Origin of the sequence: Burkholderia sp. AU16741 (genome assembly GCF_002223345.1) — a bacterium.
Lineage (GTDB): Bacteria > Pseudomonadota > Gammaproteobacteria > Burkholderiales > Burkholderiaceae > Burkholderia > Burkholderia sola.
This window is the reverse complement of sequence record NZ_NKEZ01000005.1, coordinates 561,186-575,240: the sequence shown is the minus strand read 5'-3', so window position 1 is coordinate 575,240 and position 14,055 is coordinate 561,186. Positions and strand designations below refer to the sequence as shown.

Genomic DNA, 14,055 nt, shown 5'->3' with positions numbered 1-14,055 from the left:
AGGGGCGCCCGTCGGCCGTTACGGTTTCTTCCTGCGCGCCGGAGTCGCCGCCGCCGGACGTTTGCCGGCGGCCGCGCGCGGCTTCGCCGCACCTTTCTTTGGGGCTGCGTCGACCTTGGACGGCCGTGCCGCGGCGCCGTCGCGATCATTCCTTCCGGGCGCCGGCGCGCGGCGGCTCACGCGCGGCTCGCCGGGCGTCGACTGCGTGCTTTCCGTCGTCGCGGCCGCGAATTCCGCCGAACTGTCGTCGAACAGCGGCAGCGTGCTGACGCTGATCAGCTCGGCCGGCCCGTCGCCGACATTGGCCACGCGATGCCGCTTGCGCGCGTCGAAATGCAGCGAGTCGCCGGGCGCCAGCGGGTAATTCTTCTTGCCGACCGTGTAGCAGACGCGGCCGGCCAGCACGTACACGAATTCGTCGCCGCCGTGCGCGACCCATTCCGACCGGTAGCCCTTCATCATCTGCACCTTCAGCGCATTGATCTGGCTGCCGTCGAACGTGGTGGACAGCCGCTCGTACCACTGCGACGCGGCGTCGAGCGCATACGGCTTGCGGCTGCCCTCGTGCGAATCGGGCTGCGGCTGGCGCGGCTGCTCGATCAGCGTGCCGAGGGGCACGCCCAGCGCTTTCGCGACGTTGACGAGCGACGACAGCGAGATGCCCGTCAGATGACGCTCGACCTGCGACAGGAACCCGACCGACAGTTTCGCTTCGGTCGCCACTTCCAGCAGCGTCTTCTTTGCTTCCCGGCGCAGGCGGCGAATGCGCTGGCCGATACGCATGAGGTCTGAATCCATGAATCTCTTTCGTGGCAACGAGTCGGGGCGCGGGCGCGGCGGCGATGCGGTCGCCGGAGCGGAGGCCGGCGCATTGTACCGCGCGGCACCGCCGGGCGAAGCGGCGCTGTGCCGGGATCCGCAGGCTGCGCGCCGATTTTAGTCCTACGAAAATTTTGGCTTGACCTCGATTTCGGCCTGCTCTAGATTCTGTCGCGCATCAAACAAAGTTAAGTGAGACGAAAATTTCCCGAGGGCGGCCGCTGGAACGGCGGTGCGGCCGGGCCGCGCGTCGCACCGACGTGCGGGGGCGGGCAGGCGCGATGCCGCGACACGCCGCCGGCCGCCGACAACAATGAATAACGGGCATCCGATGATCGATCGACTGAAATACAGCTTCTCCGGCCTTCCCCCGTACGACGCGTCCGTCGCCGAGACCCAGGCCGGCCTGTCGCGCCTGCTCGATGCCGCGCGACTCGACGCGGTGGTGATCACGTCGCAGGACGACTACGTGACCGAGTACCTGCCGCGCGGCAACAACCCGCGCTACGCGGTGTCCGGCTTCGATGGTTCGGCCGGCTGCGGGATCTTCCTGAGCGCGGCGACCGCGCAGGCGCTCGGCGTGCCGCCGTTCGTGCTGTTCGTCGACGGCCGCTATCACTTCCAGGCCGACGAGCAGTGCGATCCGGCGCGCGTGCGCGTCGAGAAGCTCGGCATCGACACGACGATCTGGCAGGCGATGGCCGACTGGCTCGTCGCGCACGCGAACCGGCTCGCGCGGGTCGGCTACGACGCGCGGCGGATCAGCGTCGCGCAGCGCAACCGGCTGTTCGAGCAGACGCGGGCCGCGACGCTCGACTGGGCGAGCCTCGCCGATCGCGAGATCGACCACGCGATCGCGCTGCCGGGCTGGAACGTCGAGCGGCCGATCTTCGAGATTCCCGCCACGATGACCGGCCTGAGCGTCGCGCAGAACCTCGACGCGCTGAACCGGCAACTCGCCGCGCATACCGGCGCGGCGGACGGCAAGACCGCGTTCTTCACCTGCGCGTCGGACGATCTCGCGTATCTGCTGAACAGCCGCGGCTATCACATCCCGAATGCGTCGTCGCACCTCGGCTTCCTGTTCGCGATCGGCGCGCAGATGGCGCTGTTTTTGCCGGAGGGGTGCGACCGCTGCGAGGTCGCGCTCGATTCGTATCCGGCGCTGCACGTGATCCGGCGCGACGTCGCGGCGCTCGAACGCTTCCTTGCGCAGTTCGCGGTCGAGCACGTGTGCTACGGCTTCGAATCGGTGAACTGCGCGCTCGTCGACGCGGTGAACCGCGTGTGGCCGCACGCGCGGCATGCCGATTTCAACCCGGTCGAGGCGATGCGGGCGAGCAAGACGCCGGCGGTGCTCGACCAGTTCCGCGACGCGTTCGTGCGCAGCTCCGCGGCGATCGCCGAGACGATGCGCTGGGCGAAGACCGGCGAGCCGGGCGTGCGCCACACCGAGTACGACCTCGCGCGTACCATCAACGACGCATACGGCGCCCGTTCGGCGGTCGCGCTGTCGTTTCCGTCGATCGCGGCGAACGGCGCGAACAGCGCGTTCGCGCATTACACGGCGGCGAGCGCCGACGTCGAGCTGACCGAAGGCGAGCTCGTGCTGCTCGACAGCGGCGCGTACTACGAAGCCGGCTTCGCGACGGACTGCACGCGCGTCGTGCTGCGCCGCACGCAGCCGGACACGGTCGCGCAGCCGTGGCAGCGCGAGATCTACACGGTCGCGCTGAAGGCCTGCATCAAGGGGCTCGTCACGCGCTTTCCGGCGAGCGCGACGGGCGGCGACGTCGATGCGCTGGTGCGGCAGGTGTGCCGCGATCATGGCCACGATTTCGGCCACGGCACCGGGCACGGCGTCGGGATTCACGTGCACGAGGGCGGCGTGCGGTTCGCGCCGGGCGCGCAGTACGGGCTGGTGCCGAATGCGGTGATTTCGGTCGAGCCCGGCATCTACCTGCCGGGCAAGGGCGGCGTGCGGATCGAGAACATCGTGATCGTGCGGCCGGACGACGCGCAGCCCGACACCGTGACGTTCGAGAACATCGTGACGGTCGGCTACGACTGGGACCTGATCGACCTGGATCTGCTGGACGATGCCGAGCGCGCGTATCTGCGCGACTACGAGCGGCTGTGCGTGGAACGCGGCACGCAAGTCACCGCGTGTCCGCTGCTGTAACGAAGGGAAGGGCGGGGGCGCGGCCGCCGGGCGGCCGCGCGGCGACGTCAGCCGGTCAGCGCGTGAGCGCCGATACGCGTCCGTCGGGGCCGTACACGCCGGCCGGCGCGGGCGCCGAGCGCAGCACCGCGAGCGCGCGCTCGTTGTAGTCCATCCGGATCCGGATCAGCATCCCGTTGTTCGCATTGGCCTGGCGCGCGCGTTCGGCGGCCTGCTGCAGCAGTTGCCAGCGGCTGGCGAGGCGCGCATCGCGCTCGGCCGCCTGGTCCATGCCTTTCTTGCCGACCGGGAAGCCGAGCGCGGAAAGCTGCGTGTCGCGCGTGCGTTCGAGCTGCGCGAGCCGGTCGATCAGTTCGCTTTTCTTCTCGACGATGCCGGGCAGCATCTCGAGCGGCTCGGCCGTCGTCAGCGCCTTTTCCTCATAGACGAGCAGGGACGCGAACGCCTCGACCGTCGCGTGTTCGTCGTTGACCGTGGCCAGCAGCTCTTCTCTCATCGCGTCATGCTCGTCGCGCCGGTGCGTGCGGTGTCGCGCGCGCCGGCAAACCGGGTGACCCGGCCACGAGGCCGGGGCTTAGCTGCCCTGCGGGCGCTGCTGCTGCAGCAGTTCGCGGGCGGTGTTCAATACGCCGTCGGCAATCTTGTTCGCGTCGATCGTCAGCGTGCCGTCGTTCAACGCGTCCTTGATCGACTGGACGAGGCCCGTGTCGATATCGGCACCGCCCGACGCGGATACCGAACGCAGCTGGCCGGACAGACCCGACAGGTTCACGGTCGTGTCGCCGCCGCTCGATCCTGCATCGGCTGCCTGCGTGGACGACTCGGCCGTGCCGGACGGCGCACGGGCCGCGCCGTTGCCGGTCGGCGCGAGGGGGCTCGGTTTCGGAGTGGAATCGATTTTCACGATGGGTTTCCTGTACGGTTTGACCCAGATAACGGCCGGGTCGGCCCGAACTTTAGCATCGCGAACCCGAAATGCTCCGAATAAACAATTCTTTACATTTTTGCGGCCGATCCGTCCCTACAGCGGAATTTCGACGGTGCCGGCGTCCTTGACGATCGCCGTGACGATCTGCCCGGCCGCCATCCGCACGCGTACCGACTGGCCGGGCGCCGCGTTCGCGAGCACGCTGCCCTCGGCCGAAATCGTGAAACCGGGGCCGGCCGCGACGACCCGCACCGTCTGGCCGGCCGACACCGACGCCGCGCTCTTCAGCATGTCCTGCCGCAGCGGCAGCCCGGCCGAGATGCGCGCGAGCGCGGTCGCGCCGACGGCCTGCGCGGGATCGGTGATCACCGCGAGCGGCAGCACCGTCAGGTCGCCGTCGCGCGCGATCAGGTCGGCCGCGGAGAGCGGCTCGCCGGGCGCGATCTGGCGCGCGGCGACGTAATAGGTGGCCTGTACGGCGACCTTCGCCTGCAGGTAGACGGTCCACGGTCGCGCGCCGGCGCAGCGCACGCCGACCGTCGTGCGGCCCCACAGGCGCGCGCCGGTCGGCAGGAACGGTTCGAGCGTCGTGCACGCGGCGAGCCCGCGCGGAAAGGCGGTCGTGACCGTCGCGGTGGTCTTGCCGGGCAGGCCGGCGATCTGCTGCTGCAGGAACGTGAGCGCCGCGCGCTGGATTGTTTCGGGGTCTTGCTGGCCGGGCGGCGTCGCCGGCTGGGCCGGGGCCGCCGTCGGGTTGGCGGAAGCGGCTGCCGTGCGCGGGGCCGCCGCGACCGACGCGGCACGGGCCGCCGCGAGGCGGGCCGAGGCCGCCGATTGCGGCGCCGGCCGTGCGAAAGCCGATGCAGGCTCGGCCGTGCCGGCGATGACCGTCGCGATGGCGGCGGGGTCCGCCGCGCGCGGCGTCGCGCCGTACCCGGCGTTCGCGCGGGCGGCTGCGTAGGTCGGGAGCGGCGCGGCGGCCGGCGGCGGGACGCTCGTCAGGACCATCTGGCCGGCCGGTTGCGCCGCATAGCCGTCGCCGGTCGCGGCGCTCGCCGTGCCGACCGCGCGCTGTCCGCCCGAAGCCGAAGCCATCCCCGCATTCCCGCCGAACTGCCCGCCGCTCGCCGCATTGGCGTGCGCGAGCGCGGTTTCGGTCGTCTCGCCGCGCCCGGGAATCACGATCATTCCGTCGGCGGCATGCGCGGCGGGCGCGGCGATCCACAGCGCCGCGGCGAGCGCGAACGCACGCCGCACCTGCGTGAGCCGCCCGTTGCTGTCGCGAAGTGCGCCGCCTGTCATCGCCATGCCCCCGATCCGTTGATCCGCTTCGCATTCTAGGGAGCCGGGGCGTCGCGCAAACGATGAATAGAGGGGGCCTTTGCCGCGTTATTCGCCCGATTGCCGGTTGCGTCCCGCGCCTACCATCGCTGTCATGGAAAAAAGCCTCTCGGGTCGCCATCCGGTGCGAGGGGCGTGCAGCGCTTCATACGGAGAGACGCACACATGCTGGACAAACTCGATGCGGAATTCGCGTTCGGCCGACAGGCGCTCGACGTGCGCGCCTATCGGCAGGAACTGCTGTCGTCGAACATCGCGAACGCCGACACGCCCGGCTACCAGGCCCGCGACGTCGATTTCGCGTCGACGCTCGCGCGCTCGCTGAAGCAGGCGGGCGGCGGGCTCGCGCCCAGCAACGCCGGCCAACTGCCGATGGCGCAGCCGGCCGGCGTGACCAGCGGCATGTCGATGGTGTCGACGGAGCCGGGCCACATGGCGGGCACCGTGAAGCTGATCCCGACCGGCGGCCCGTCGGACGACTACGGCCGCGCGCAATACCGGATGCCGCTGCAGCCTTCGCTCGACGGCAACACGGTCGATCTCGACGTCGAGCGCGTGCAGTTCGCGAACAACGCGCTGCACTACGAAACCGGGATGACCGTGATGACCCAGCAGATCAAGGCGATGATCGCCGCGATCACGACGAACTCGTAACGCACGCGTAAGCGCCGCGTCCGAATCCGGAACCCAGCACAAGGAGCCTCCATGCCTTCGTTGATGAACATCTTCGGCGTCGCCGGTTCGGCGCTGTCCGCGCAATCGCAGCGCCTGAACGTGACCGCGTCGAACCTCGCGAACGCCGACAGCGCGACCGGCCCCGACGGCAAGCCGTACAAGGCCAAGCAGGTCGTGTTCGCGACCGACCCGATCGGCGGCGCGCGCAGCGCGTCCGGCCAGGGCGTGGGCGGCGTGCGCGTGACCAAGGTGATGGACGACCCGTCGCCGATGAAATCGACCTACGACCCGGCGAACCCGGCCGCCGACGCGAACGGCTACGTGCAGATGCCGAACGTCGATCCGGTGCAGGAGATGGTGAACATGATCTCCGCGTCGCGCTCGTACCAGGCCAACGTCGAGACGCTGAACGCCGCGAAGACGCTGATGCTCAAGACGCTGACGATCGGCTCGTAAGCCGCGCGCCGCCCGACCTTTTCCTACCGAGACCCGGACCGACAGTTCCGACAGAAGGCCACCCAGGATGACTTCCTCCAACACGACGATCGGCGGCAACGGCACCAACGTGTCGACGCTGCCGACCGACACGATGAACACCAACAACGTGTCGTCGACCAACGGCACGTCGGCGAGCGACCTGCAGGCGACGTTCCTGAAGCTGCTCGTCACGCAGTTGCAGAACCAGGATCCGACCAGCCCGGTGGACAGCTCGCAGATGACGTCGCAGCTCGCGCAGATCAACACGGTGAGCGGCATCGCGCAGTTGAACACGTCGCTCACGTCGCTGTCGTCGCAGCTCGCGGCCGGCCAGCAGACGCAGGCCGCGCTGCTGATCGGCACGAACGTGCTCGCGCCGGGCAACGGCGTCGCGGTGAAGAGCGGCGCGGCGTCGCCGTTCGGCGTGTCGCTCGCGAGCTCGGTGTCGAACCTGACGATCACCGTGAAGAACTCGGCGGGCGCCGTCGTCAACACGATCAACGCGGGCGCGCAGTCGGCCGGCACCGTGCCGTTCAACTGGACGCCGACCGACGCGGCCGGCAACGCGCTGCCGGACGGCAAGTACACGGTCAGCGCGTCGTATACCGACAGCAACGGCACGCCGCAGGCGGCCGCGACGCTCGCGGCCGCGCAGGTGCAGAGCGTGGTCAAGCAGGCGGACGGCACCGCGGGGCTCGTGCTGTCGAACGGCACGACGGTGGGGCTCACCCAGGTTGCGTCGATCTTCCCGAACACGAAGTCGTCCTCGACCGGCGACACCACCACCAACTGATCGAGCTTTCTCGTCACGGAGAACGAAATGGGTTATCAACAGGGTCTGAGCGGCCTCGCCGGCGCATCGAACGCGCTGGACGTGATCGGCAACAACATCGCCAACGCGAACACGGTCGGCTTCAAGTCGAGCACCGCGCAGTTCGCCGACATGTACGCGAACTCGGTCGCGACGACGGTCAACACGCAGATCGGCATCGGCACGGCGCTGAATTCGGTGCAGCAGAGCTTCGGGCAGGGCACGATCAATACGACGAACTCGTCGCTCGACGTCGCGATCAACGGCAACGGCTTCTTCCAGATGTCGAACAACGGCGTGACGACGTACTCGCGCGACGGCACGTTCCAGCGCGACAAGAACGGTTTCATCGTGGACGCGCAGGGCCGTAACCTGATGGGCTACGCGGCCAACGCGGGCGGCGTGATCAACACCGCGCAGACCGTGCCGCTGCAGGCGCCGACCAACAACATCGCGCCGACCGCGACGACCAAGATCATCGGCCAGTTCAACCTGAACTCGCAGGACACGGTGCCGGCCAAGACGCCGTTCAACGCGACCGACAACACGACGTACAACTACTCGACGGCGATCCAGGTGTACGACTCGCTCGGCGGCTCGCAGGCGGTCAACATGTACTTCGTGAAGTCGGCGGCCGGCACGTGGGAAGCGTACGCGGGCGTCCAGGGCGGCACGACGACCGATCTGGGCACGATCACGTTCGATACGTCGGGTGCGATCAAGAGCACGACGACGGGCACGCCGGCCGCGCCGACCGCGTCGCTCGGCCAGTTCCAGTTCACCGTGCCGAACACCGACGGCTCGGCGACGCCGCAAGCGCTCACGCTCGACCTGACCGGCACGACGCAGTACGGCGGCAAGGACGGCGTGAACAATCTCGCGCAGGACGGCTACGCGAGCGGCACGCTCACCACCTACTCGATCGGCTCCGACGGCAAGCTGACCGGCAACTACTCGAACGGCCAGACCGCCGTGCTCGGCCTGATCGCGCTCGCGAACTTCAACAACCCGAACGGGCTGGTGAACCTCGGCGGCAACCAGTACGCCGAATCGGCGGCGTCGGGCGTGCCGCAGGTGTCGGCGCCGGGCAGCACGAACCACGGCACGCTGCAGGGCAGCGCGCTCGAGAACTCGAACGTCGACCTGACCTCGCAGCTCGTCAACCTGATCACCGCGCAGCGCAACTACCAGGCGAACGCGCAGACGATCAAGACGCAGCAGACCGTCGACCAGACGCTCATCAACCTGTAAGCGCGGACAACCGGCAGCCATGGACCGACTGATCTATACGGCGATGACGGGCGCGTCGCAGTCGCTCGACCAGCAGGCGATCGTCGCGAACAACCTCGCGAACGCGTCGACGACGGGTTTTCGCGCGCAGCTCGCGACGTATCGCGCGGTGCCGATGAATTTCGGCGACGGCAGCAACATCGACCCGACGACGACGCGCACCTACGTGCTCGCGTCGACGCCCGGCGCCGATTACGCGCCGGGTCCGATCACGCGCACCGGCAATCCGCTCGACGTCGCGGTGCAGGGCGCGGGCTGGCTGTCGGTGCAGACGGCCGACGGCGGCGAGGCGTACACGCGCGCCGGCAACCTGCACGTCGACGAGAACGGCCAGCTCGTCAACGCGAGCAACCTGCCGGTGGTCGGCAACGGCGGCCCGATCTCGGTGCCGCCGAACGCGGAAGTGACGATCGGCAAGGACGGCACGGTGTCCGCGCTGATGCCGGGCGACCCGCCGACCGCGGTCGCGATCGTCGATCAGATGAAGCTCGTCAATCCGGATCCGGCCACCCTCACGCGCGGCAACGACGGGCTGTTCCGCACCGCCGACGGCAATCCGGCCGACGCCGATCCGAACGTGGTCGTCACGCCGAATTCGATCGAAGGCAGCAACGTGAACCCGGTGACCGCGATGGTCGCGATGATCGACAACGCACGGGCGTTTCAGCTGCAGTCGAAGCTGATCCAGACGGCCGACCAGAACGAGCAGACGGCCAACCAGCTGCTCAACTTCAGCTGAGCGCCCGCGCCAGCCCACGCAGGAGACCTGACAAGTGAATCGTTCGCTCTACATCGCCGCGACCGGCATGAATGCGCAGCAGGCGCAGATGGACGTGATTTCGAACAACCTCGCGAACACCAGCACGAACGGCTTCAAGGCGTCGCGCGCGGTGTTCGAGGATCTGCTGTACCAGACCATCCGCCAGCCCGGCGCGAACTCGACGCAGCAGACCGAGCTGCCGTCGGGCCTGCAGCTCGGCACCGGCGTGCAGCAGGTCGCGACCGAGCGCCTGTACACGCAGGGCGGCCTCACGCAGACCGGCAACTCGAAGGACGTCGCGATCAACGGCGCGGGCTTCTTCCAGGTGCTGATGCCGGACGGCACCAACGCGTACACGCGCGACGGCTCGTTCCAGACCAACGCGCAGGGCCAGCTCGTCACGTCGAGCGGCTACCAGGTGCTGCCGGCGATCACCGTGCCGCAGAACGCGCAGTCGCTGACGATCGGCAAGGACGGCGTCGTGTCGGTCACGCAGCCGGGCTCGAGCAACGCGGTGCAGATCGGCTCGCTGCAGATCGCGACCTTCATCAACCCGACCGGCCTCGAGGCGAAGGGCGAGAACCTGTTCGCGGAAACGACGTCGTCGGGTGCGCCGAACGTGTCGCAGCCGGGGCTGAACGGCGCGGGCGTGCTCAACCAGGGCTACGTCGAGGCGTCGAACGTGAACGTCGTGCAGGAACTCGTCAACATGATCCAGACGCAGCGTGCCTACGAGATCAACAGCAAGGCCGTGACGACGTCCGACCAGATGCTGCAGACCGTCACGCAGATGAAGAGCTAACCGGAACGTCCCGTCGCAGCCATGAAGCAGGTTCGCCTCCCCTCGTCAGCCACCGTCCGCGCCGCCTGCGCGGTCGCGGTGGCGGCGCTCGCCGGTTGCGCGCAGATTCCGCGCGATCCGATCATCCAGCAGCCGATGACGGCGCAGCCGCCGATGCCGATGTCGATGCAGGCGCCCGGCTCGATCTACAACCCCGGCTACGCGGGGCGGCCGCTGTTCGAGGATCAGCGCCCGCGCAACGTCGGCGACATCCTGACGATCATGATCGCGGAGAACATCAACGCGACCAAGTCGTCGGGCGCGAACACGAACCGGCAGGGCAACACCGACTTCAACGTGCCGACGGCCGGCTTCCTCGGCGGGCTGTTCGCGAAGGCGAACCTGTCGGCGACCGGCGCGAACAAGTTCGCGGCCACCGGCGGCGCGAGCGCGGCGAACACGTTCAACGGCACGATCACCGTGACCGTCACCAACGTGCTGCCGAACGGCAACCTCGTGGTCAGCGGCGAGAAGCAGATGCTGATCAACCAGGGCAACGAATTCGTGCGCTTCTCGGGGGTCGTCAACCCGAACACGATTTCCGGCGCGAACTCCGTCTACTCGACGCAGGTCGCCGACGCGAAGATCGAATACTCGTCGAAGGGCTACATCAACGAAGCCGAGACGATGGGCTGGCTGCAGCGCTTCTTCCTCAACATCGCGCCGTGGTGATGACGATGCAGCTGCCTCTTTTCCTCCGCCTGTCGTTTCGTGCACTCGCGTGCGTGCTGGCCGCGTGCGCGCTCGGCGCCGCGCCCGCGCACGCGGAACGCCTGAAGGATCTCGCGCAGATCCAGGGCGTGCGCGACAACCCGCTGATCGGCTATGGCCTCGTCGTCGGCCTCGACGGCACCGGCGACCAGACGATGCAGACGCCGTTTACGACGCAGACGCTCGCGAACATGCTCGCGAACCTCGGCATCTCGATCAACAACGGTTCGGCCAACGGCGGCCCGTCGTCGCTGAACAACATGCAGTTGAAGAACGTCGCGGCCGTGATGGTGACGGCCACGCTGCCGCCGTTCGCGCGGCCGGGCGAGGCGCTCGACGTGACCGTGTCGTCGCTCGGCAACGCGAAGAGCCTGCGCGGCGGCACGCTGCTGCTCACGCCGCTGAAGGGCGCGGACGGCCAGGTGTACGCGCTCGCGCAGGGCAACATGGCGGTGGGCGGCGCGGGCGCCAGCGCGAACGGCAGCCGCGTGCAGGTGAACCAGCTCGCGGCCGGCCGGATCGTCGGCGGCGCGATCGTCGAGCGTTCGGTGCCGAACGCGGTCGCGCAGATGAACGGCGTGCTGCAGCTGCAACTGAACGACATGGACTACGGCACCGCGCAGCGGATCGTGTCCGCGGTCAACGCGAGCTTCGGCCCGGGCACCGCGACGGCGCTCGACGGCCGCACGATCCAGCTCGCCGCGCCGGCCGATTCCGCGCAGCAGGTCGCGTTCATGGCGCGCCTGGAGAACCTCGACGTGAGCCCGGACAAGGCCGCGGCGAAGGTGATCCTGAACGCGCGCACCGGCTCGATCGTGATGAACCAGATGGTCACGCTGCAAAGCTGCGCGGTCGCGCACGGCAACCTGTCGGTGGTCGTCAACACGCAGCCGGTGGTGTCGCAGCCGGGGCCGTTCTCGAACGGGCAGACGGTGGTCGCGCAGCAGTCGCAGATCCAGCTGAAGCAGGACAACGGCGCGCTGAAGATGGTGACGGCCGGCGCGAATCTCGCCGACGTCGTGAAGGCGCTGAACACGCTCGGCGCGACGCCCGCGGACCTGATGTCGATCCTGCAGGCGATGAAGGCGGCCGGCGCGCTGCGCGCCGACCTGGAGGTGATCTAAATGGCAGCCACGCTCCCCAACGCAAACGACCTCACGCAGCGCTTCGCGCTCGACGTGCAGGGTTTCGACGCGCTGCGCGCGCAGGCGAAGCAATCGCCGCAGGCCGGCGCGAAGGCGGTCGCCGGCCAGTTCGACGCGATGTTCACGCAGATGATGCTCAAGAGCATGCGCGACGCGTCGCCCGACGGCGGGCTGTTCGATTCGCATACGTCGAAGATGTACACGTCGATGCTCGACCAGCAGCTCGCGCAGCAGATGTCGAAGCACGGAATCGGCGTCGCCGATGCGCTGATGAAGCAGTTGCTGCGCAATGCGGGCGCCGGCGCGGGCAGCGACACGGCAGCCGACGTCGGCGCGGGCGGCATGGGCGCCGGCGGCCTCGGCACGGCCGGCAACGAAGGCAGCCTCGCCGCGATGAACGCGATGGCGAAGGCCTATGCGAACGCGGCGAACAACGGCGGCCTTGCCGGCGCGCGCGGCTACTCGGCCGACAGCGCGCTGACGCCGCCGCTCAAGGGCGCGCGCGGCGTGCAGGGCGCGGACGCGTTCGTCGACCGGCTCGCGGGCCCCGCGCAGGCGGCCAGTGCGACGACCGGCATCCCGGCGCGTTTCATCGTCGGCCAGGCCGCGCTCGAATCGGGCTGGGGCAAGCGCGAGATCCGCGCGACGGACGGCTCGACCAGCTACAACGTGTTCGGCATCAAGGCGAACAAGGGCTGGACCGGCCGCACCGTGTCGGCGCTGACCACCGAATACGTGAACGGCACGCCGCGCCGCGTGGTCGCGAAGTTCCGTGCGTACGACTCGTACGAGCACGCGATGACCGATTACGCGAACCTGCTGAAGAACAACCCGCGCTACGCGGGTGTGCTGAGCGCGAGCCGCAGCGTCGAAGGCTTCGCGCACGGGATGCAGAAGGCCGGCTACGCCACCGACCCGAATTACGCGAAAAAGCTGATCTCGATCATGCAGCAGATCGGCTGACGGCCGCGCCCGCCACCGGTTGGCCCCCCTCGGACCGCGCCCGGCACCTTGCCGCGCGCGGTTTCAACGTTTGCGAGAAATAAATCGCCGTTTCGATCTAAACTTTCGGTCAGCACTGCCGCTAAGTGTGAGAGACCTGCGACCGGGCCCCCGTTCTGGCCCGGTTTTATTGCGCACCGGTTGCCCCGGGCGCCCATGACAAGAAAGACCGGCTAGCCATGAATATCGAAACGTCGACGGACCCCAGCCTGGATGCAGGCCACTCCGGGCCCGACTATGCCCGCCGCAATCCGCTGGAAATCGGCGTGCAGTTGCGCAACCTGGTGAACCGCGGCGATTTCCTGACGGTCCAGTACCCGGGCGGCCAGCTCGTCACGCGTCTGCTCGAGGTCGACGTCGGCGCGCGGACGTTCACGTTCGACTGGGGCGCGCTGTCCGAGCAGAACGCCGGCATCCTCGGCGCGTCGCACTGCACGTTCGCGGCCGCGCCGGAGGGCGTGCGCGTCGAATTCACCACGGGCACGCCGCGCGAGACGCGTTACGAGGGGCTGCCCGCGTTCGTCGCCGATTTCCCCGACGTGCTGGTGTGCATCCAGCGCCGCGAATATTTCCGCGTCGACGCGCCGATCGTCGATCCGTTCCTGTGCCGCGGCAAGCTGCCGGACGGCGAAAGCTTCCTGTTCGAGGTGCACAACCTGTCGCTCGGCGGCGTGGGGCTGCGCACGGCGGATGAGCGCGTCGAGGCGCTCGAGGTCGGCACGCTGCTGCCGGACGTCGAGCTCGAGCTGACCGGCCACGGCAAGCTGTCGCTCGACCTGCAACTGGTGTCGCAGCGTTCGACGCAGATGCCGAACGGGTCGCGCCGCTACCAGCTCGGCTTTCGCTACATGTCGCTGCCGGGCAGCGCGGAGAACACGCTGCAACGGCTGATCACGCAGCTCGAAATGAAGCGCCGCTCGCTCGCGCGGGCCTGACGCGCATCCGGCCGGCGCCCCCCGCGGGCCGCCCGCGCAGCACCGCCGGCGCCTTGCGCCGGGCGCTTCCAGCGGCGACGCACGCCCGTGCGCCGCGCGTGCATTTTTTCCTCAATTTTTTCAATCCGCGGCCGTTAT

The 14,055-nt window shown here is 68.9% G+C and carries 15 protein-coding genes; 11 read left to right on the top strand and 4 right to left on the bottom strand.

Going from position 1 to position 14,055, the window contains the following annotated elements:
* Positions 1-18 precede the first annotated feature (18 nt).
* Positions 19-798: a helix-turn-helix domain-containing protein gene (locus CFB89_RS15895; protein WP_089468675.1), complete on the bottom strand. Its 780-nt coding sequence runs from the start codon at positions 796-798 to the stop codon at positions 19-21.
* A 352-nt stretch (positions 799-1,150) separates the two neighbouring features.
* Between CFB89_RS15895 and CFB89_RS15890 the strand changes: the two genes are divergently transcribed.
* Complete coding sequence (locus CFB89_RS15890) at positions 1,151-3,001, top strand: M24 family metallopeptidase (protein WP_089468674.1); 1,851 nt, start codon at positions 1,151-1,153, stop codon at positions 2,999-3,001.
* Positions 3,002-3,056: 55 nt separating this feature from the next.
* Here the strand turns inward: CFB89_RS15890 and CFB89_RS15885 are convergent, their stop codons facing one another.
* From CFB89_RS15885 to flgA, 3 genes are all read right to left on the bottom strand, one after another.
* Positions 3,057-3,497 (bottom strand): flagella synthesis protein FlgN, encoded by a 441-nt coding sequence (locus CFB89_RS15885; protein WP_089468673.1) that lies wholly within the window; start codon positions 3,495-3,497, stop codon positions 3,057-3,059.
* 78 nt (positions 3,498-3,575) lie between these two features.
* Positions 3,576-3,905 carry a flagellar biosynthesis anti-sigma factor FlgM gene (gene flgM / locus CFB89_RS15880; RefSeq protein WP_089468672.1) on the bottom strand — a complete coding sequence of 110 codons (330 nt, stop codon included), beginning with the start codon at positions 3,903-3,905 and terminating at the stop codon, positions 3,576-3,578.
* Positions 3,906-4,022: 117 nt separating this feature from the next.
* Complete coding sequence (gene flgA, locus CFB89_RS15875) at positions 4,023-5,231, bottom strand: flagellar basal body P-ring formation chaperone FlgA (protein WP_089468804.1); 1,209 nt, start codon at positions 5,229-5,231, stop codon at positions 4,023-4,025.
* Between the two features lie 204 nt (positions 5,232-5,435).
* Between flgA and flgB the strand changes: the two genes are divergently transcribed.
* The 10 genes from flgB (at position 5,436) to CFB89_RS15825 (ending at position 13,917) form a co-directional block, all read left to right on the top strand.
* On the top strand, positions 5,436-5,924 hold the full coding sequence (gene flgB / locus CFB89_RS15870; RefSeq protein ID WP_089468671.1) for a flagellar basal body rod protein FlgB: 489 nt from the start codon (positions 5,436-5,438) through the stop codon (positions 5,922-5,924).
* 51 nt (positions 5,925-5,975) lie between these two features.
* On the top strand, positions 5,976-6,401 hold the full coding sequence (flgC, locus tag CFB89_RS15865; RefSeq protein ID WP_089468670.1) for a flagellar basal body rod protein FlgC: 426 nt from the start codon (positions 5,976-5,978) through the stop codon (positions 6,399-6,401).
* 67 nt (positions 6,402-6,468) lie between these two features.
* The gene (locus CFB89_RS15860) at positions 6,469-7,215 is read left to right on the top strand and encodes a flagellar hook assembly protein FlgD (protein WP_089468669.1); all 747 of its coding nucleotides are present in this window, start codon (positions 6,469-6,471) and stop codon (positions 7,213-7,215) included.
* Positions 7,216-7,242: 27 nt separating this feature from the next.
* Complete coding sequence (gene flgE / locus CFB89_RS15855) at positions 7,243-8,484, top strand: flagellar hook protein FlgE (RefSeq protein ID WP_089468668.1); 1,242 nt, start codon at positions 7,243-7,245, stop codon at positions 8,482-8,484.
* 19 nt (positions 8,485-8,503) lie between these two features.
* Positions 8,504-9,262, top strand: a complete 759-nt coding sequence (gene flgF / locus CFB89_RS15850; RefSeq protein WP_050014265.1) for a flagellar basal-body rod protein FlgF — start codon at positions 8,504-8,506, stop codon at positions 9,260-9,262.
* Positions 9,263-9,296: 34 nt separating this feature from the next.
* Positions 9,297-10,085, top strand: coding sequence for a flagellar basal-body rod protein FlgG (gene flgG / locus CFB89_RS15845; RefSeq protein WP_006477564.1), 789 nt, complete (start codon positions 9,297-9,299; stop codon positions 10,083-10,085).
* A gap of 21 nt (positions 10,086-10,106) precedes the next feature.
* Complete coding sequence (flgH, locus tag CFB89_RS15840) at positions 10,107-10,796, top strand: flagellar basal body L-ring protein FlgH (protein ID WP_034208600.1); 690 nt, start codon at positions 10,107-10,109, stop codon at positions 10,794-10,796.
* Positions 10,797-10,801: 5 nt separating this feature from the next.
* On the top strand, positions 10,802-11,959 hold the full coding sequence (locus CFB89_RS15835; protein WP_089468803.1) for a flagellar basal body P-ring protein FlgI: 1,158 nt from the start codon (positions 10,802-10,804) through the stop codon (positions 11,957-11,959).
* Positions 11,960-12,943, top strand: coding sequence for a flagellar assembly peptidoglycan hydrolase FlgJ (flgJ, locus tag CFB89_RS15830; protein WP_089468667.1), 984 nt, complete (start codon positions 11,960-11,962; stop codon positions 12,941-12,943). It abuts the gene before it with no gap.
* Between the two features lie 218 nt (positions 12,944-13,161).
* Complete coding sequence (locus CFB89_RS15825; protein WP_069621009.1) at positions 13,162-13,917, top strand: flagellar brake protein; 756 nt, start codon at positions 13,162-13,164, stop codon at positions 13,915-13,917.
* Positions 13,918-14,055 lie beyond the last annotated feature (138 nt).